An 18535-nucleotide genomic window follows, 5' to 3' on the forward strand; every position below is an offset into this window, starting at 1 on the left:
ACGGCTCTTTCTACTTTACGGAGGTTTCCTCTTCCACAGGACATTGTCCGGATGACACCGGAAACGATCGTCGAGGAATGGAAACAGTACTCCAAAAGACCGGAAGGCCTGAAACGGGCCAAAAAGCTCCATAAATCTGCAGAACGCAGTATCGGCATTACAGTTGGATTGGCATTTGCCAGGCAGGAACTGAAGGCGTTACTAGAACAGTATGACCTCTATTCCCGACAGATAGAAAATTTGGAATCGCAACTGTCCGAACAAGTCGACAATCTCCCTGGCGCCGAACAAATGAGGGATATCAAAGGACTTAGTAACATGACGATTGCAGCCATCTTTGCCGAAATAGGGGATATTCACCAGTACCGTCATCCAAAACAGCTGATCAGCCTGGCCGGTCTAGACTTTAAAGAGAACAGCTTAGGTTTACACAAGGGACAAACAACCATTAGTAAACGAGGACGAAGACGATTACGCCGTATTTATTTTTAGCGATTCGTCCCCTCGTCGCTCACAATGACACGTTCCGCGCCCTTCATGACGAGCTGACCCAACGTTCTGACCGCCCGTTGAAAAAGACACAGTCTCTGGTAGCCCTGTGTGGAAAACTTTTCAAAGTATTGTTTGTGATCGGTCAGCGAGAATGTGAGTTAGCGACCATGTGCCAAGTGGGTGATATAGACGCACGGTCATACAATTTTTTCCAAATACGCCCTTTTGGAATAATTGGACGGCATCCCCGCTGGAATAATTTGTATTAAGAAACAGTATCTGTATTCAGTGAGTGGGAACACATAAATCTATTGAAATCGATAGGTGAGAAATTCCAAGAAAACAAGAGTATATGAAAGAATAATTAATTACAAAGAGGGAGGTGTTTTCAATAGAACTGTTGCCTATTACATTAAAATTGGTTATAGGGTTTTTTGTACTATTTCTTTTGATTAAAATGTAGGCAGGAAGATTATAAATCCAATTACACCGTTTTACTTTTATTGCAGCTGAAGTATTAAGTGAATTATTAGGTAACGCTGTTTATGAAGATACTCCCATTTACTATATTTTTTATAAACTATGATTTTGTGGGGAGGGTTATTATTTCTAGTAGAATACTTATCACAAAAATCTTTGCCGTTCCGGAACACGTTTGACGGTAAACCTTCTCTGATTATTCGAAATGGAAAAATTGATTTCGAGGAACTGAAGCATAACCGCATGAATATCAATCAATTGCAAAGTTTGCTTCGGCAAAGTGAAGTTTTTCTATACAGGAAGTAGCCTATGCTTTTTTAGAAAATGATACTATAAGCATATGAAAAAAGTCACCTTACCAAAAGACAACCTTGCAGGATTTCAAAGTCCCTCCGCAATCCGTTCGCCTGCCAGTCACGTTGGTAAGAGACAGGAAATTAATCCAAAAAAACTTGGAAGAAATTAAAACAAATAAACAATGGCTTATCAATCAATTAAGAGTACAGGGAGCAGATAAGATAGAAAATGTTCTTTTTGCGGAGTGGTTAGAAAACGACGGGTTGTTCGTCATTCCTTATGAGCAAATTTCCGCAAAACAAAAATTATATTAGAATAATTAAATATCACCTTCATTTTTAATAGTTTTTCATTTTTGAAAAAAAGTCTTGTAAAAAATCAAAAAATAAACTTTCCGTTGGAAGCAGCTGTCGTTCTTTAGGTACAATAACTCCGATTGTACGTGTAACCTTCGGTTCTAGAATAGGTTTTTTTACTGTAAATCGCGGCGTCGTATCTACAAGGGTAACTTCAGGGATTAATGCAATACCGAGCCCTGCCGATACGAGTCCTTTTAGTGCATCTACATCGTCGCCTTCAAAAGCAATTTCTGGTTGAAAACCCTGGGCTAAGCAAGCATCTATGACTAATTCACGAAAATACATCCCTTCAGGAAGTAATATAAACGGTTCCTCTTTTAATTGAGTCAAATGAAGAGCCTCCTCTTCAGCCAAACGATGATTCTTTGGCAAAAGCGCAATAACATTTTCTGTAAATAACGTATACCCTTCCACTTTTTTATCACCTTTGGGCACCGGTGCAAGAAGTCCCATATTATATTCACCGTTAGCGACTTCTTCAATAACGTCATAATATATGTTTTGTTTTAGCTGAAATCTGGCATCAGGATATTGCTCCCGAAAAGAAGAGATAGCTGTGGGCAGTGTGTAAGCAGCCATACTTATTGGATATGTAATTCGAATGGTACCTCTTGCTGGGTCTAAATGCTCTCTTACTTCCCTCTTTGCATTTTCAAGCATTTTCATCGCTTGAGTAGAACTTTCTAAAAACATCCTGCCCATTGGAGTTAAACGGACCCTGCGTCCCTGTCTCACAAACAGATCTACTCCAAGCTCCGACTCCAGATTATATATTTGACGGCTTACTGCAGATTGTGCGACATGTAAATTCTCAGCTGCCTCCGTCATGTGTTCCCGATTGGCAACTTCCATGAAGTATCTTAATTGTCTTAATTCCATATTTATTCCCTCCTTTAATTCATCTCAATTCGATATCATTGCTATCTGTAATTAATATTGATTAGATGATTGACTACATAATAAAATACACGTAAATCAAACATTTAACAAACTACAACCTTTATAACTCAAGGAAATTGTCATTTTAACAGTAGATCAAACTAAATAGAAGAAATATTAAAAACTTTCAAAAAGGTGATAGAAGATGACTGAACTCAATTGGAAAAAGTGGCAAAAAGAAGTTCTCCATGAAGAGTATGTAAAACCAGCGATGTCCGAGACGAACAGAAAGAAAAGAATGCAAGAAGTGAATAAAAAATATGGTTTTAGATCCTTGTCTGCACCATATTCAGCTTTACGAATGTCTAAATAATTACTCTTCACAATCCTAGACCTTTTCATTTATTCATCTCATAACCGCATGAAACTCATCTATATTTTATATTGTTTCTTCTTAGCTAATAATTATAAAATATTTCATAACAATAAATTTAAATCATTATTTTGTATGCTTTTTGGTTACGTTATGAGTGGATAAATAAAAGTACGGAGGGATAGGAGAGATTATGCCAACTGTAGTGAATAAAGCAAAAACAAATAAAGAGACAGCCGAAAATTACATAAGTCAAGTGTTTGAAATGATTAAAAAAAGAAACCCAAATGAAATTGAGTTTCACCAAGCTGTCAAAGAAATATTTGACTCCCTAGTACCAGTATTTGAAAAACACTCAACATATATGGAACATAGTATTCTTGAAAGAATTTCAGAGCCTGAAAGAGTAATTTCTTTTCGGGTGCCCTGGGTGGATGATGAAGGAAAAGTAAGAGTTAACCGTGGTTTTCGTGTCCAATTCAACAGTACGATCGGTCCTTATAAAGGTGGCTTAAGGTTTCATCCTTCTGTCAATGCAAGTATAATTAAATTTCTAGGATTTGAACAAATTTTCAAGAATTCGCTAACCGGCCTCCCTATCGGCGGAGGAAAAGGTGGTGCTGATTTTGATCCAAAAGGTAAATCAGACGGTGAAGTGATGAGGTTTACACAAAGTTTTATGACCGAGCTTTCTAAACATATCGGACCTGATATTGATGTTCCGGCTGGTGATATAGGAGTAGGTTCAAGAGAAATTGGTTATATGTTTGGGCAGTATAAAAAGGTTAAAAGGGGCTATGAGGCCGGGATTTTAACTGGAAAAGGAATCGGTTATGGCGGAAGTTTAACACGAACGGAAGCAACGGGATATGGAACTGTCTACTTTGTAGAGGAAATGTTAAAAGATAAAGGCCTTAGCTTTAACGGCAGAACAGTTGTCGTATCTGGTTCTGGAAACGTTTCAATCTACGCTATGGAAAAGGCGGCCCATCTAGGCGCAACGGTGGTAGCTTGCAGTGATTCCAATGGTTATATTTTTGACAAAAATGGAATCAACGTTGAAACCGTTAGACGACTAAAAGAAATTGAACGCAAAAGAATTTCAGAATATGTTAAAGAACATCCAAGTGCAGAATATCATGAAGGATGCTCTGACATTTGGTTAACGCCTTGTGATATTGCCCTCCCATGCGCTACTCAGAATGAGATTGATGAAAAGGCGGCAAAGATATTAATTGCAAACGGTGTGAAAGCTGTAGGAGAAGGAGCAAATATGCCATCAACATTACGGGCTGTCGAAGCCTTCCAGCAAAATGAAGTCCTCTTTGGCCCGGCCAAAGCTGTAAATGCTGGAGGTGTAGCTGTTTCTGCATTAGAAATGTCCCAAAACAGCATGAGACTTTCCTGGTCATTTGAAGAAGTAGATTCGAAGTTAAAGGAAATTATGACTAATATTTACCGTAACAGTGTAGAAGCTGCAGATAAATATGGACATCCCGACAACCTTGTGGTTGGAGCTAATATTGCAGGTTTTCTAAAAGTAGCCGATGCTATGATTGAGCAAGGAGTTATTTAAGAAGACAATCAATGAAGGAGTACCCTTATAAGGGTGCTCTTTTTTATATCAAAAAAATCAAAAAATTTTTCCTCTATTAAGGGAGGGTGGATGCTGCTTCGTGCCATAGCCGTTATTTCATCAAGTGTGTCTGCCATTATCTCTTCCATGCTTCCTATAACTTTTATATTATCCCATTTCTACTGAACGACTCCTTCCACTCTTTTTTCTACTCTTATTTAGTGCTTTTTTGATACACGGAATATTGACACATGTTTAAATGATTATATCGATTATCTATCGGGAACGGATTTACATAGTCCTGCCATATTATCAGGCGGAAGCCGTGTCATCCAGAAGGGTCTTATTTCTATAGAAAAGATGAGATTGTTTGGAATGTGGCTGATTATTATCCTTATTTTCATAATGCTTGTTTTTCTCCTTTTCGGTTTTTATCGTTTAGCTGTTTTATTAGGAATTGGTGTATGGGGAGCGGCAGCTTATTCTTTACCGCCGTTTCGATTAAGTTACCGTCCATTTGCAGGAGAATGGCTTTGTACCTTTCCATCCGTCTTTTTTCTTGGAATGGCCGGTACATGGTTATATTTGAGAGCCTGCCTGGCTGGGCCCTTCAAAATGCCGTTATCAATGCCTTAATATGTATTGCCTGGGTTATGGTCCATCATATTCCAGATGTAGAGACGGATAAAAATGCTTCCCCGAAGAAAAAAACGAGTGTTGTGTGGGCTGCAGACAAATATGGAAAAGGCTTTAGCCGTTTCCCCTGCGTTATTATATTACTTCCTAACCGCTGTATGTATTTTTGGCTTGGTACAGATCGGCTTTGGGCAGCACTTGGACTTTTGATTATAGTCATCACCTCTGTTTTCTTCATTATAAAAATGAAGGTTGAAAACCCTTTTCAAATATCTAAGATTGAGAAATTACTGCTTCTCTTCGCAATGATTAACGCTATTTGGATTGGTATATTCATATAATTTTCGGAAGGAGGAAGAATGAAAATGAAGGCTGTTATTTTTCACTTTGACGGAACATTGGCCAACACGCTGCCTGTAAATTACGCGGGATTTCAGCGAGTATTTAAAAAATTTGATCACAAAGATTTGTCCGAAAAAAGAAGTCAAAGAACTATTTGGACCGCCGGAGCCAGAGATTATTAAAGAACACCTTGAAAGTGATCAAGTAGATCAAGCTATAGAATTTTATTACCAGGAATATGAAGCTAATCATTCTCGTTTAGTAAATAGAAATAAAAGATATACTGGAAAATCAAGAAGAAGTTTTGAGACTTCTTTAGAACAACTTGAAATGAAGGATTTTTTTGACGTCATTATCACAGGAGATGACACTGAACGTGATAAACCAGAGTGTTTTAAAAGCTTTATCTAAATTAGATGTTTCCAGCAAGCAAGCTATGTATATTGGAGACAGTGGTGGTGATATTCATGCCGGCAGACGGGCAAATGTTACGACGGCTGGAGCAAAATGGCTGCCACAATATCAGAATGCTGAATATAAAGCCGAACCCGACGCTGTTTTCACCCATCCTTCTAAGCATTTAAACTTTCTACTAGAAAGCGTAATATGTAAAAGGGGGAGTACTAAGTCCCCTCCCTTCCATTCACCTTGCCCTTACTTCTCCTCTTTATTCAGATACTCGTTCGGAACTTCTCCTCCGTGAACGTTATAGTTTTTAAACTGGCTTAAGCGGCCATTTCGGTGCTCGCCGTGATTTTTATTTTCCTTAAACTGGTTGTCAGGTTTCTTTTCCTTGTCGGACATTTTCTGCTCCTTTCTTTCTCTGTATCATGGATGGTTAGTTTTTGAAGATGAAGGTTCATTTATTCGTACATAAGAAGGTTTAATTTTTCTCTGCTTAAGGAATACTTCCAATATTAGTTATTCCATAATAAAAGCGAAGGAGTGATATCATGAATCAAGCTCATGTGAAAGATAAAGTAGTGGAAATCATGGACCATCACAAAATCGGAGTACTGGCTACAGTGGAAAATAATAAACCCCACTCTCGCTATATGACTTTTTTAAATGACAATTTTACCCTTCACACCCCGACAAGCAAAGAGACTCACAAAGCTGAAGAAATTGAAAAAAATCCAAATGTTCATATTCTTCTCGGTTATGACGGAGAAGGATTGGGTGATGCATATGTGGAAGTAGCTGGAACAGCATCGATTCGTGAAGATAAGCAGCTGAAAGAAAAGATTTGGAATGAAAAAATGGACAAATGGCTAAATGGTCCTGATGACCCTGGTTATGTGGTCCTCGAAATCAAACCAGAAAGTATTCGTTTAATGAATAAAAAAGGAGAGCCTCCTCAGGATTTAGATTTTTCATAAATAATGAAGCCTCCTTCCCATCATTTGGGTAAGGAGGCTTATTGGTTTAGGCCATCACTTTGCACATATCATTAGTAAACGCGACAGGATCCTCTACCGGGAGTCCTTCAATAAGAAGAGCCTGATTATATAAAAGGTTTGTATAAAGCTTTAGTTTTTCTTTATCATTGTCGTACGCTTTCTTTAAGGATTGGTAAACATCATGATTTATATTAATTTCTAATATTTTATCTGCTTTAATATTTTGGTTGTCAGGCATTTGCTGAAGAATCTTTTCCATCTCGATAGAGACTTCTCCATCAGCTGCTAAGCAGACTGGATGTGTTTTCAGCCGTTTAGAGGCGCGGACATCTTTAATTTTATCGGATAGAAGATTTTTAATTTCATCAAAGAGTTCTTTGTTTTCTTTCTCTTCTGTTTCTTCTTTTTCTTGCTCTTCTTCAGACTCAATTCCTAAGTCACTGCTTGCTACAGATTTAAATGGTTTATCGTCATAGCTCATTAATGTTTTAATAGCAAATTCATCTATATCTTCAGTGAAGTATAAGATCTCATATCCTTTATCTAATAACCTTTCTGTTTGCGGAAGTTTTTCGATTCTATCGTATGAATCACCGGTAGCATAATAGATATACTTTTGGTCTTCTGGCATTCTTGATACATACTCAGATAAAGTAATCAATTTCTTTTCTTTAGAAGAATAGAACAGCAGCAGGTCCTTTAAATCGTCTTTATGGCTGCCAAAATCCATATGCACTCCGAATTTTAATTGACGGCCAAAGGATTGATAAAATTTTTCATATTTTTCGCGTTCTTCTTTTAAAAGCGTTTGAAGCTGGCTCTTTATTTTATTCTTAATGTTTTTGGCGATCAATTTTAACTGGCGGTCATGCTGAAGCATTTCTCGGGAAATATTCAATGATAAATCTTCTGAATCAACAATCCCTTTTACAAAGCTGAAGTAGTCTGGAAGCAGATCAGCGCATTTTTCCATAATCAATACACCGTTGGAATAAAGTTCGAGCCCTTTTTCGTATTCTTTTGTATAGTAATCAAACGGCGTCGTTTCCGGAATATACAAAATCGCTTGATAGCGAACTGCGCCGTCTACACTTAGATGAATATGTTTTAAAGGTTTATCAAACCCATAATGTTTCTCATTATAAAATGCTTCATAATCCTCTGTGGTTAATTCATTTTTATTTTTTCTCCAGATTGGCACCATGCTGTTTATGGTTTGTTCTTCTTGTACGTCTTCAAATTCCTTTTCATTTTCTTCTTTTGGCTTTTGTATCGTAACATCCATCTTTATTGGGTAACGAATAAAATCAGAGTATTTTTTTATAATGGATTTTAAGCGGTGTTCTTCTAAAAAGTCATCATAATTTTCATCTTCTGTGTTTTCCCGCAGTGTAATAATGACTTCTGTGCCGGTTGATGATTTTTCTGCAGGTTCAATCGTATAACCGTCAGCACCGTTGGATTCCCATTTGTAGGCCTGGCCGCTGTCTGCTGATTTCGTGTAGACGGTTACTACATCCGCCACCATAAAAGAAGAATAGAAACCAACACCAAATTGGCCGATAATATCATGGCCGTCTTTTATTTCGTTTTCATTTTTGAAAGCTAGTGAGCCGCTTTTCGCAATAGTTCCGAGGTTGGATTCCAATTCCTCTTCGGTCATACCGATCCCTGTGTCTTCAATGGTTAACGTCCGATTATCCTTCTCTGCACTCACCTTTATGTAATAATCATCTTTGTTGAACGTTAGTGAGTCATCTGTTAAAGCCTTATAGTACATTTTATCAATCGCATCACTTGCGTTTGAAATTAATTCCCGCAGAAAAATTTCCTTCTGTGAATATATAGAGTTAATCATCATTTCTAACAACCGTTTCGATTCTGCTTGAAACTGCTTTGTTGCCATCATAATGTCTCCTTTCTGCTTAATAGTTACTATTTTCCAATTAGCACTCACACATACTGAGTGCTAATCTGCCTACTTATATTTTACATGCCGCTTTTTTGGTGTCAATATCTTTCAAATTATCCCTCGAACTTTTCTTTTGAATAAACTAATATCTAAATTTAAATGGTCTGTTTTTCCTTTCCTTTCTATATTTATATATAAGGGGGAGAAGAATGGGCAGAAACTTTCGTTTTCATAATTTATCCAAAAAGAACATGACATTTGCAAATGTATATCATCATATAGAAGCTTTCATAAAGCAAAACCCAAAAGCACAATATCGTCTAATGATCGGCACCGATTCACAGGTACACCCTAAAACTACCAGATTTGTAACTGGCATCGTGATCCGTCGTGAAGGACATGGAGTATGGGCTTGTTTAAAAAAGTATGAAGTAAAAAGACGAGTAGAGCATTTGCATGAAAAGGTTTCAATGGAGACCTATTTAACAGAAGAAGTCGCTCAGCTGTTTACGCCCGCAAAAAAACAACAGTTATTTAAGATCGTGCTGCCTTATATCGATGAAGGAAGTTCATTTGTCTTTGAGGGGCATCTGGATGTCGGCAAAGGAAAACGAAACAAAACGAAAATTTACGTAGAAGAAATGATAGCGCGTCTCGAGGTGCACGGAATGAGGACACGAGTTAAACCAGATTCTTTTGTTGCTTCAAGTTATGCCAATCGTTACACCAAATAATCACTTCCATACTCCCTTTTAGAATTAATTGGAAATCGATTGTATGTTGACACGGTTTATAGAGATATTTACAATATAAAACAATATTTAAATAAAATAATTTTTTACCGCTCGTATAATATTGGAAATATGGTCCAAAAGTTTCTACCAAACTACCGTAAATAGTTTGACTACTAGGGGGAATCTGCCTATAAATGTGGTATATAGTCTGATGGCTGACTTCCCCTTCTATGTCAAACTCCAGGGTAACCTGGGTTTTTTTTATACTGTTAAAGTATAACTCAATTAAGGGGGAACGAGTTATGACGATAGATAAAGAAGTTTTAACCAAACGCATAAATGTGGCAAGCAACCGTATACCGGCAGATATTGTAGTTAAAAACGGAAGAATTATAGATGTATTTAACAGGGAGATCATTCACGGGGACATTGCAATTGCCGATGGATATATCGTTGGGATTGGTGACTTTGAAGGAAAAGAAGTTATTGATGCAGATAACCGGTATGTGTGCCCTTCTTTTATAGATGGACATGTTCATATTGAATCATCTATGGTCACGCCATCTGAATTTGCAAAAGCTGTGATTCCGCACGGTGTCACAACCGTCATTACCGACCCTCATGAAATTGCAAATGTGGCGGGAAAAGAAGGCATTCAGTTTATGATAGATGACTCTGAAAATGTACCAATGGATATACGAATCATGCTTCCATCCTGTGTTCCGGCGACTCCATTTGAAAATAATGGAGCACAGTTAAACGCCGAAGATTTACAGACATTTTTTAGTCATAAACGTGTACTCGGCCTGGCTGAAGTTATGGATTATCCTTCGGTCTTAAATAATGAAGATACTATGATTGATAAACTAGTTACTACCTCTAAATACAGCAATTTTATAGATGGACACGCCGCCGGGCTCAATTCTGAAGAACTAAATGTATATGCTGCAGCCGGTATCGGTACAGATCATGAATGTAACACAGCTTCTCAAGCACTAGAGCGGTTACAGCGCGGAATGTACGTTCTTATTAGGGAAGGATCGGCAGCAAAAGACCTCACATCTATCCTTCCGCTGGTGAATGATAAAAATGCCCGACGTTTTCTTTTTTGCACAGATGATAAACATTTAGACGATTTGGTGGAAAAAGGAAGCATTGATCATAATGTACGGCTGGCCATTAAAGAAGGACTTGACCCATTATTGGCTATTCAGATGGCTTCTCTGAACGCTGCCGAGTGTTATGGATTAAAAAACAAAGGTGCTATTGCCCCGGGATATGCTGCTGACTTTCTACTTTTAGACAACTTAGATGCTATATCCATTAGTGCAGTATACACATCAGGGAAGCTTACTGCCGAAGATGGAAAGTATGTTGGGGAGAAAATCGAATCCGTTCAGCCTTCTGCTGAACTAACAAATACCATTCATGTACCAGACCTGAAAGAAGAGGATTTAGACATCCCCATTAGTGGAGAGAGCGCTCATATTATAGGTGTGTCACCAAATAGCATTGTCACGAACAAATTAGTGGAAAAAGTACAAACGGAAAATGGAGTTTTCGTCCCTTCCGCATCCCTCGATCAAATGAAGTTAGCTGTTATCGAAAGACATTCAAGAACAGGAAATATTGGCTTAGGGATCGTAAAAGGGCTGGAAATAAAAGAAGGAGCGATAGCATCTACTGTAGCGCACGATTCTCATAACCTCGTGACAGCTGGAGCAAATGATCAAGACGTGATAACAGCTATAAATACGATTAAAAGCATGAATGGCGGATTGGCTGTCGTAAAAAACGAGAAAGTTATTGCAGCTCTTTCCTTAAACGTTGCGGGGTTAATCTCTGACAAAGACAGTGAAACGGTCTGCAAGTCTCTTCACCTATTAAATACTGCACTGTCGGAAATTGGATGCTCTCAAACATTCAATCCCTTTTTAACCTTGGCATTTTTAACATTACCGGTTATTCCAGCGCTAAAATTGACAGATAAAGGCTTATTTAATGTAGAGATGTTTAGCCATATATCTGTTGACCCGTCCGTCCTCTATCGGTAAAGAAAAAATTTCAGATTGGGGTTGAATTGAAAATAAATTTCCGTAACGTATTTAACTATTTTTCAATGCATTATTGGCAAAAACATCTATGGAGGGTACGGAAAAATGAACATTTTATCTTTTGGGAAGAAAATGCTGTCCATTGTAATCCTGGGGCTTATTTTGTCAGGCTGCGGACAAGATACAGGACAAGCTGAAAGTGAAGAAACTGGGGAAACAGAAAGTAAACAAGAGGAAGAAACAGTTGGAATTATTGGGCCGATGGAAGTTGAAATCGACATTTTGCGCTCCAATATGGAAGTGGAAAATGAAGAAGACATTGCCGGCATGACTTTTTATGAAGGAACATTAAAAGGAGAAAATATTGTTCTTGTGCAATCAGGTATCGGGAAAGTGAACGCTTCTGTGGCAGCGCAGATTCTTATCAGTGAATTCAATGTAGATGCATTGATTAATTCAGGAGTAGCTGGGAGCATTCATCCTGATGTAGGTCTTGGAGATATTGTTATTTCTACCCAAACGGTGCACCATGATATGGATGAAACAGCTAAGGATTATGAGCCGGGTCAAATTCCAGATATGGACGTACTGTACTTTAAAGCAGATGAAGAACTGATTTCTCTTGCAAAAGACGGAACAGAAGGTTTACCAGACTATGTAGATGTGTTTACAGAAACAGTAGCTACAGGAGATCAATTTATTGATAGCGAAGAAAAGTCCGAGTGGATTAATGAAACATTTGACGCGTATGTAGTTGAAATGGAAGGTGCTGCAGTAGGTCAAATTGCCTATTTGAACGATATTCCTTACGTTGTCATTCGTTCTGCTTCCGATGATGCTGGGGAAGAAGCTGCAGAAATCCAGGAAAACTTCGTGGAAGAAGCAGCGCAAAATTCCAGTCACGTGATTGAGGAAATATTAGATAATATGTAATAAAGATTGTGAGCTGTCCAAAAGTGTGAACTGCACCCCATCTGTCCGTTATCAATGCATTTCCCTACCCGTGACATACTAGGCTCTGTTTCTGTTTACGTGAGGGAGGGGCATTAGCAGCGAGAGATCAGCTAAAAGGACTGGTGTGGATCGAAAAACGGTCCGGAAATATTTCAATGAATATGAAAACATAGGAAATCTTGAAGATAGATCACACAGGTGTGCTGATTCAGACAGGGTTGTCCACTATAAGAAGAGAAAATTATTATTTATGGATATAGATTCTCTCCCAGAATAAGTATCGTTTATAAGTCTTCTTGAGTTTTTTAATTAAGCGATAAAAAGCGTTTACTCACAATTCTATCTCAATACCGTTTCCGATAAACTCCGAAACGATACTCAGCACTATATCTCCCACAACTAGTTTCGCCTCAAGGATGTGATGCATAACATAATACCGTTCGTTTTTTGTCGGTTTCTTTATCGGTGTATTCCGTTTCAAGCAGTGATCGTAGTGCTTTTCAAAGCTAAGAAGCCCCGTCTCATCAACGCCTCCCCAATTTTTCCCCTTTATGACTATACTGATCAAAGCATCTCTCTTCCGAAGCGATTCTTTGATCATGTAGGTCCTGATCCCTTCAAGTTCCATCGGACCTGCCTAGATAAAAAATTATAATTGTATCATAGTAGGGTAATTCTTCCTGTGGCTCCAAACCTTCCTGGGTTTTCAATACATTCGTCTTTGTTCCATTATTGATGGTCAAAAAACATACTTCATCCGCCACAAGCATGATAGTTAAGTACATCACCGTTTTATAGGTGAAAGTTAAGTTATAAGTAAAGATTCCTCAAGAATTAAAAGTTGCCAAATTTAAGTTTATTACTTATTTGATCTGCAGTCTCTTTTATAGAACTAATAAAGTAATCAATTCTAGATTCATCAACTCTGACTAATGGGGCTGAGACTGATATTCCAGCTACAACTTCATTATCTCTATTGTCAAATATTGGAGCACTGACTGAAAATACACCAGAAACTAACTCTCCAAAACTTACAGCATAGCCTTTTTCTTTTATAGTATCCAATTCTTCCTGTAGCTTTTTTCTATTAACAATAGTTTTATCTGTTTCTGGTGTTAATTTAATCTCCTGAATATATTGTTCAATTCTATCAGGAGGAAGATAAGCTAACAACAACTTTGCAGACGCACCTATATATAAGGGAGACTTTTGACCAATATATGAAATAGTCATTAAAGCATGCTTGGCTTCTTCAAAAGCAATGCATTTTCGTTCGTTATTTTCAATAATATTTATATAGACGTTTTCACCTAATCTATCTCGTAAATCTTTTAAATATGGTTTGGCAGTTGTTAATAAATGGGAATGTTCTTCTACAAGTTTTCCTAAATAATATAATTCAATTCCCAATTTATACGTTTTTTTCTTATTATCTTTTTCAAGAAAACCATTTATTACTAATGTATTTAGGATCCTTTGAAGACTTGATTTAGAAAGATCAAGTTTATGGTGAAGTTCAGCCAAGGAAAATTCTTTCTCATCTCTTGAAAAGGACTTCAGAATCTGGATAGCTCTTGTAATTGTCTGCATTGATTTTTCCATGTTTACTCCCTCCTCTAACCGGTTTTATTCTGTTAATATCACTAGCATTGCATTTTTGCTTTTCTGACGTTAAACTAAAAAGGAAAGACCTAAGCAGGAGGTAACACTATTCATTTAGTAAGATTATACATTTAAGGTAGTGACGGGACGGACGATAAATGTTCCATCATGGTACCCTTTTGTTCTCCACTCTCAATAACCAAACTCGACAAGGCTCCCGAGCAGTTTTGAATATTCGGTGAATATATCACAATCCTTCACCGCGAGTGTAGCAGCATAAATAAATTATAACATAATAAACCTCTTTACTATTATGGTCTGCATTATGCATTCTTTTTCATTTGAAGTAAATAATCATTTATAAAATTTCTTAGTCCGTGTTGTTTAATTCTTTTTCTGTCTCCACTTAGGCAAATTTCAGACAGATTTCTTTTCGCCCATATACAATGTTATAAAAGCCATTTTCATAAAACCGCAAGTCAATTGTGTTATATATTCCCTTATTAATTCCATACGTTTTTCACATAATCTTGACAATGAAATATTTAGTAAATACAAGATATCTCTATTAATCCTGGGTTATTCTCTCTTTGTTTTTATAAATAAATTAAAATTACAGACAGCAATTAAAAGCTATTACTATGGATTTTGTCTTAAGAGCTTTTGCATAAATACAACTTCTTTACCCAAGTAGAACACTTCCTTAGTAATAATCAATGTTTTAGACCCAGTAATAGTACCTGAAATTATCAATAAATAACACCCCCTAAGTAAAAAAAACTTTAAGCAACATTAGTAATAACTACTGAATTAGTAATATTAATATCTTTCAATATTTGTTCAACGATAATTTTTTCCCATCCTTCAATCATAAACATATTTCTATTTTCTACATTCTGCCCTTTTGGATTGCTTAATTTTCTGTATATTAATACGCTGGTTCCATCTTGTGTAATCTTCTCTAATTTTTTTGGTTCAAGAGCTTCTCCAATGGAGTAACCAGAATCAATATAGACTGGCAGAGGCAATATATTCTTCTTTTTTGAATTTCCAACCATAACTATTAATTCACTGTCATCTATTTGGTTTAAATACGTTCTCGTTTTAACATCCCCATATTTGGTAGGAAGAGTGAAATCTGATTGACGTACAATTAGGCTCGTGTTTTTTAGTTGATATTCTGTTAAGTCTTTTATTGAAAGCATTTTTAGGTTTTGCTGAATTGATTTTTCTTTTAATTCTTTTAGATTAGCGATCCCCCCTTCATTGTTTAGCACTTCGCAAATAACACCGGATAAATAAGAACTACATAATTTAGCCAAATCAGTTGCAGCTTCCGATATGCTTACTTTCTCTACAAGCCCTCTTTCTCTGGAAATTATAGGAAAAATATGACCTGGTCTTATAAAATCATTGAGTGAAGTGCTTTTTTGAATTAACATTTTTATTGTTTCGCACCTTTCAAAAGCAGAAATACCTGTCGTGCAACTTTTAGAATCAATAGAAATCGTAAAGTTTTTATAGAGGTTCTCATTACTTTTTTCCATTTTTGGGAGAGCTAATTCTTCCGCCCGTTTTTTGGTTAAAACGATGGAAACTAAACCTTTAGCATGGGTAATCATTAAATTAATGTGATTAGGTGAGACATTTTGAGATAATAAATAGAAATAACCTATTTCTCGTCCATCGATACAATCATCAATAAGTAATATCATCTCTCCTCTTTTCAAAGCTAATATACAATCTTTTAGATTATTATACATAAAGACCCCCCATTATATTGCTAGCGTTGCATATAACTTAAAAATAATATATTTTAATAATTGCATCTATTTTCAATTTTAATTTAATGCAACGCTAGTGATAGTTATTGAATAGTTCTTCCTTCTGCCATTATATTAATCAGCCCATTCACCATTTTTTGGAAATTCATTAAAATCTTTTTCATCATGTGATAGATATATTGGTATACCTGCATTTTCAATCGTACGTAGTTTCATGTAAGAAGAGATGTGTGCTTCAGTACTCCAATCGTAAGGCATTGGGGCTGAATTCCGATAAGCTTCTTTAAGATGAGCAGTGTCTGCACCTAAACATACAAGACCTCGATTTTCCAATCTAACAATCATTGCTTGATGACCCGGAGAATGTCCCGGAGTGTTAATCAATTTAATCGTTCCATCATGAAATAAATCGATATCTCCATCGAGTTCAATAAAATTATATCCCCTTGTATCCTTATAATCATTCAGGCAATATACTATTTTAGTCCATTCATCTGGCCACCACGCATAACTCAATTCTCTTTTTTGAACAATGAAAGTGGCATTAGGAAAGTGACACATTCCACCTGCATGATCCAGATGCATATGTGATAAAACGACGTACTTTACATCGTCCAGTTTATACCCCAGTTTAATTAATTGGCGATCGATTGCATCTTCTCGTGTCATGACGCAACCAAACGCTTCACGCATTCCAGGACCCCAGTGTTTTTCTGCAGCTTCAGGATCAGCAACATTATAGTTAATCCCCGTATCAAAAAGGATTAACCCCTTTTTTGGATGTTCAATTATCCACACGCTTGATGGTGCAGATACTATTCCGCTTGCACCTGTCATAATTATACCCTTATCTAGTTTCAATGGGCCACAATCAACTACCGTCACTCGTAAACCTTTCCCCATATTCATACCTCCTACACTATTATTAGTTTTGAAATAAACCTGATATATAAACTTCACTAAATTTGGTTGGAAATCATTTCACTATAGTAAAAGCAAAAGATGTTAACAATATTACAGAGATAGGAGAGAGGAACTTTGTGTTTCTTTAGAATCAGCCCAGTTTGGCATTACCTGTGTTGCAAACATTTCGATATGGCGCATCATGTCTTCATGCGGAACTAATCCAGGATATTGCCACATTAGCAGATACTCAGGGTTGTGTTTTTTGACTAATTGTTCAATTTGACGATTTACGGTGTCTGGATTTCCTATAAATTCAAAGCCTCGATCACATAAATCTTTAAAATCGCCTTTTATTTTGCCAGTTTCCCCTTCTCTGCGTAGTGCCTCATTAAAGCCTAATTCACCAAACCAATGAGGCCAAACAAATCCATTTCCATTAGCAGCCAGTTCATGTGCACGTTCATCAGTATTAGCAACAAGAACATCACGGAAAACCCCTATACTATCCCCATGAGCAATATCACGGCCGACTTTTTTTGCCTCTTCGTGGTATGCATTAATTAATGTACTCATTGCTGTATCATCCGTGTTCAACATAAACGGGACAATATTTTCTGATGCACAGAAACGCCACGTACTTTCACTATGAGAAAATGGTTGCCAGACCTCTATATCTCGATTTTGATAAAGTTTAGGGGCAATCCCAACTTCTTTTATATAACCATTATCATCCATTCCTTTACCATAATCACCAACAGCACTATGATCAAATTTGAGGTTTTCAGGAGGGATACTCCAGTTTTCACCTTGATGTGAAAAAGTTTCTGAATTCCAAGCTTTTCTTATGATTTCGTAGTGTTCATTGAATAATTCTCTATTACGTCGGTCTGTTTCCGTCTTATCGGAGAATGTAGCTCCTACATCATAAACCTGACCAAGAACATCTGCCCACCTCTTCTGATAACCGCGGGCAATTCCAGCAATCGCTCGTCCATTTGTCATTTGATCTAGCATTGCTATGTCTTCCGCTAACCGAATAGGGTTGTGAAAAGGTAGTACATTTGCCAATTGAGCGACTTTAATGTTTTTTGTCTGCATACCCAAGTACAAACTTAACATTAGTGGGTTATTAGATACTTCTAAACCTTCAATATGAAAATGATGTTCAGTAAATGCCGCTGCATAATAACCAAGTTGATCAGCAGCCTTAACTTGCTCTGAAATCTGATAGAGCATATTTTGATAAGCTTGTGTATTTTGACCTGGAAGCATTCCAGACTCAATCTGTTGTCTAGTACCAACTGTAGGTAAATAAAATAATACGAATTTCATGATAAATCCCTCCAAATTTTAAATTATAGGTGCAAATACATTTCCCTTAAGTTATAAATGAAAGCGGATTCAAAAAACAGCGACATTTTATTGGTTTATTCTAAATAACGGGCTACTATCCCCCCTCCCTGAAGTGAAAATGAAGAAATTCAACCAAATTTAGTGACATGTTTTTCAACTCCTTTTTCATTTGTACCGATTAATGGTTTTTTATACTGATTAGTGATACAATCATAGTACTACACAGTAAAACCCCCTGTCAATTTATTTTTCATTATTTTCTGACTAATTGGTTTTTTCTTTGAATACTGAGTCTTATCCGTTTTTACACTACATAACTTTTTACAGAAAACTCTTTTGAAACCCCTCGAAGAATAAATCTTAAATAGATGTAAACTAATTTAAAAAACAGAAAGGAGCAAT

19 protein-coding genes, 1 pseudogene and 1 riboswitch are annotated in these 18535 nt (G+C 36.8%); of the genes and pseudogenes, 12 read left to right on the forward strand and 8 right to left on the reverse strand.

The window, feature by feature from the left end:
- From ACE1TI_RS14370 to ACE1TI_RS14380, 3 genes are all read left to right on the forward strand, one after another.
- On the forward strand, nt 1-492 hold a 492-nt coding region (locus ACE1TI_RS14370; RefSeq protein WP_375008270.1), incomplete at its 5' end, for a transposase.
- A gap of 582 nt (nt 493-1074) precedes the next feature.
- Nucleotides 1075-1278 (forward strand): YetF domain-containing protein, encoded by a 204-nt coding sequence (locus ACE1TI_RS14375; protein ID WP_375008271.1) that lies wholly within the window; start codon nt 1075-1077, stop codon nt 1276-1278.
- A 65-nt stretch (nt 1279-1343) separates the two neighbouring features.
- A complete protein-coding gene (locus tag ACE1TI_RS14380; RefSeq protein WP_375008272.1) occupies nt 1344-1583 on the forward strand; it encodes a YetF domain-containing protein in 240 nt (79 codons plus the stop codon).
- Between the two features lie 24 nt (nt 1584-1607).
- On the opposite strand, the gene gltC is transcribed toward ACE1TI_RS14380, so the two are convergent.
- Nucleotides 1608-2507: a glutamate biosynthesis transcriptional regulator GltC gene (gene gltC / locus ACE1TI_RS14385; protein ID WP_375008273.1), complete on the reverse strand. Its 900-nt coding sequence runs from the start codon at nt 2505-2507 to the stop codon at nt 1608-1610.
- Nucleotides 2508-2712: 205 nt separating this feature from the next.
- On the opposite strand from gltC, the gene ACE1TI_RS14390 reads away from it, so the two are divergent.
- The 5 genes and pseudogenes from ACE1TI_RS14390 to ACE1TI_RS14410 all read left to right on the forward strand — a co-directional run bounded on the left by ACE1TI_RS14390 (nt 2713) and on the right by ACE1TI_RS14410 (nt 6137).
- Nucleotides 2713-2880, forward strand: coding sequence for a hypothetical protein (locus tag ACE1TI_RS14390; RefSeq protein WP_375008274.1), 168 nt, complete (start codon nt 2713-2715; stop codon nt 2878-2880).
- A gap of 193 nt (nt 2881-3073) precedes the next feature.
- Nucleotides 3074-4456, forward strand: coding sequence for an NADP-specific glutamate dehydrogenase (gdhA, locus tag ACE1TI_RS14395; RefSeq protein WP_375008275.1), 1383 nt, complete (start codon nt 3074-3076; stop codon nt 4454-4456).
- A gap of 575 nt (nt 4457-5031) precedes the next feature.
- Entirely contained in the window at nt 5032-5433 is a 402-nt protein-coding gene (locus ACE1TI_RS14400) for a UbiA prenyltransferase family protein (RefSeq protein WP_375008276.1), read from the forward strand.
- 24 nt (nt 5434-5457) lie between these two features.
- Nucleotides 5458-5616: an HAD hydrolase-like protein gene (locus tag ACE1TI_RS14405; RefSeq protein ID WP_375008277.1), complete on the forward strand. Its 159-nt coding sequence runs from the start codon at nt 5458-5460 to the stop codon at nt 5614-5616.
- A gap of 148 nt (nt 5617-5764) precedes the next feature.
- Nucleotides 5765-6137 (forward strand): annotated as a pseudogene (locus tag ACE1TI_RS14410) (HAD hydrolase-like protein).
- On the opposite strand, the gene ACE1TI_RS14415 reads toward ACE1TI_RS14410, so the two are convergent.
- Nucleotides 6089-6238 (reverse strand): hypothetical protein, encoded by a 150-nt coding sequence (locus ACE1TI_RS14415; RefSeq protein ID WP_375008278.1) that lies wholly within the window; start codon nt 6236-6238, stop codon nt 6089-6091. The pseudogene ACE1TI_RS14410 and the gene ACE1TI_RS14415 overlap by 49 nt on opposite strands.
- Before the next feature lie 149 nt (nt 6239-6387).
- On the opposite strand from ACE1TI_RS14415, the gene ACE1TI_RS14420 reads away from it, so the two are divergent.
- Nucleotides 6388-6813 carry a pyridoxamine 5'-phosphate oxidase family protein gene (locus tag ACE1TI_RS14420; RefSeq protein WP_375008279.1) on the forward strand — a complete coding sequence of 142 codons (426 nt, stop codon included), beginning with the start codon at nt 6388-6390 and terminating at the stop codon, nt 6811-6813.
- 46 nt (nt 6814-6859) lie between these two features.
- Here ACE1TI_RS14420 and htpG read toward each other — a convergent pair whose 3' ends face one another.
- A complete protein-coding gene (gene htpG, locus ACE1TI_RS14425) occupies nt 6860-8740 on the reverse strand; it encodes a molecular chaperone HtpG (RefSeq protein ID WP_375008280.1) in 1881 nt (626 codons plus the stop codon).
- A gap of 215 nt (nt 8741-8955) precedes the next feature.
- On the opposite strand from htpG, the gene ACE1TI_RS14430 reads away from it, so the two are divergent.
- The 3 genes from ACE1TI_RS14430 (at nt 8956) to ACE1TI_RS14440 (ending at nt 12467) form a co-directional block, all read left to right on the forward strand.
- A complete protein-coding gene (locus ACE1TI_RS14430) occupies nt 8956-9480 on the forward strand; it encodes a ribonuclease H-like YkuK family protein (RefSeq protein ID WP_375008281.1) in 525 nt (174 codons plus the stop codon).
- A gap of 91 nt (nt 9481-9571) precedes the next feature.
- Nucleotides 9572-9673: riboswitch (purine riboswitch) on the forward strand.
- 109 nt (nt 9674-9782) lie between these two features.
- Nucleotides 9783-11534: an adenine deaminase gene (ade, locus tag ACE1TI_RS14435; protein WP_375008282.1), complete on the forward strand. Its 1752-nt coding sequence runs from the start codon at nt 9783-9785 to the stop codon at nt 11532-11534.
- A 105-nt stretch (nt 11535-11639) separates the two neighbouring features.
- Nucleotides 11640-12467 (forward strand): 5'-methylthioadenosine/adenosylhomocysteine nucleosidase, encoded by an 828-nt coding sequence (locus tag ACE1TI_RS14440; RefSeq protein WP_375008283.1) that lies wholly within the window; start codon nt 11640-11642, stop codon nt 12465-12467.
- Between the two features lie 352 nt (nt 12468-12819).
- Here the strand turns inward: ACE1TI_RS14440 and ACE1TI_RS14445 are convergent, their stop codons facing one another.
- The 5 genes from ACE1TI_RS14445 to ACE1TI_RS14465 form a co-directional block, all read right to left on the reverse strand.
- Nucleotides 12820-13089 (reverse strand): hypothetical protein, encoded by a 270-nt coding sequence (locus ACE1TI_RS14445; protein WP_375008284.1) that lies wholly within the window; start codon nt 13087-13089, stop codon nt 12820-12822.
- A 233-nt stretch (nt 13090-13322) separates the two neighbouring features.
- The gene (locus tag ACE1TI_RS14450; RefSeq protein WP_375008285.1) at nt 13323-14090 is read right to left on the reverse strand and encodes an IclR family transcriptional regulator; all 768 of its coding nucleotides are present in this window, start codon (nt 14088-14090) and stop codon (nt 13323-13325) included.
- Between the two features lie 782 nt (nt 14091-14872).
- Nucleotides 14873-15853, reverse strand: coding sequence for a 3,4-dihydroxy-2-butanone-4-phosphate synthase (locus tag ACE1TI_RS14455; RefSeq protein ID WP_375008286.1), 981 nt, complete (start codon nt 15851-15853; stop codon nt 14873-14875).
- 135 nt (nt 15854-15988) lie between these two features.
- On the reverse strand, nt 15989-16777 hold the full coding sequence (locus tag ACE1TI_RS14460) for an N-acyl homoserine lactonase family protein (protein ID WP_375008287.1): 789 nt from the start codon (nt 16775-16777) through the stop codon (nt 15989-15991).
- A 111-nt stretch (nt 16778-16888) separates the two neighbouring features.
- Nucleotides 16889-18112, reverse strand: a complete 1224-nt coding sequence (locus ACE1TI_RS14465; protein ID WP_375008288.1) for an LLM class flavin-dependent oxidoreductase — start codon at nt 18110-18112, stop codon at nt 16889-16891.
- Nucleotides 18113-18535: the final 423 nt, after the last annotated feature.

The organism is Alteribacillus sp. JSM 102045, assembly GCF_041949975.1.
In the GTDB taxonomy this organism is placed as follows: domain Bacteria; phylum Bacillota; class Bacilli; order Bacillales; family Marinococcaceae; genus Alteribacillus.

Excerpts from the sequence above, each read along its gene's own strand:
- ACE1TI_RS14390 (WP_375008274.1), top strand. The coding sequence starts at position 2,713 with ATGACTGAACTCAATTGGAAAAAGTGGCAAAAAGAAGTTCTCCATGAA.
- ACE1TI_RS14460 (WP_375008287.1), bottom strand. The coding sequence starts at position 16,777 with ATGGGGAAAGGTTTACGAGTGACGGTAGTTGATTGTGGCCCATTGAAA.
- ACE1TI_RS14450 (WP_375008285.1), bottom strand. The coding sequence starts at position 14,090 with ATGGAAAAATCAATGCAGACAATTACAAGAGCTATCCAGATTCTGAAG.
- htpG (WP_375008280.1), bottom strand. The coding sequence starts at position 8,740 with ATGGCAACAAAGCAGTTTCAAGCAGAATCGAAACGGTTGTTAGAAATG.
- ACE1TI_RS14405 (WP_375008277.1), top strand. The coding sequence starts at position 5,458 with ATGAAGGCTGTTATTTTTCACTTTGACGGAACATTGGCCAACACGCTG.
- ACE1TI_RS14415 (WP_375008278.1), bottom strand. The coding sequence starts at position 6,238 with ATGTCCGACAAGGAAAAGAAACCTGACAACCAGTTTAAGGAAAATAAA.
- ACE1TI_RS14440 (WP_375008283.1), top strand. The coding sequence starts at position 11,640 with ATGAACATTTTATCTTTTGGGAAGAAAATGCTGTCCATTGTAATCCTG.
- ACE1TI_RS14455 (WP_375008286.1), bottom strand. The coding sequence starts at position 15,853 with ATGTATAATAATCTAAAAGATTGTATATTAGCTTTGAAAAGAGGAGAG.
- ACE1TI_RS14445 (WP_375008284.1), bottom strand. The coding sequence starts at position 13,089 with ATGATCAAAGAATCGCTTCGGAAGAGAGATGCTTTGATCAGTATAGTC.
- ACE1TI_RS14465 (WP_375008288.1), bottom strand. The coding sequence starts at position 18,112 with ATGAAATTCGTATTATTTTATTTACCTACAGTTGGTACTAGACAACAG.
- ACE1TI_RS14400 (WP_375008276.1), top strand. The coding sequence starts at position 5,032 with ATGGTTATATTTGAGAGCCTGCCTGGCTGGGCCCTTCAAAATGCCGTT.
- ACE1TI_RS14430 (WP_375008281.1), top strand. The coding sequence starts at position 8,956 with ATGGGCAGAAACTTTCGTTTTCATAATTTATCCAAAAAGAACATGACA.
- gdhA (WP_375008275.1), top strand. The coding sequence starts at position 3,074 with ATGCCAACTGTAGTGAATAAAGCAAAAACAAATAAAGAGACAGCCGAA.
- gltC (WP_375008273.1), bottom strand. The coding sequence starts at position 2,507 with ATGGAATTAAGACAATTAAGATACTTCATGGAAGTTGCCAATCGGGAA.
- ade (WP_375008282.1), top strand. The coding sequence starts at position 9,783 with ATGACGATAGATAAAGAAGTTTTAACCAAACGCATAAATGTGGCAAGC.
- ACE1TI_RS14420 (WP_375008279.1), top strand. The coding sequence starts at position 6,388 with ATGAATCAAGCTCATGTGAAAGATAAAGTAGTGGAAATCATGGACCAT.
- ACE1TI_RS14375 (WP_375008271.1), top strand. The coding sequence starts at position 1,075 with ATGATTTTGTGGGGAGGGTTATTATTTCTAGTAGAATACTTATCACAA.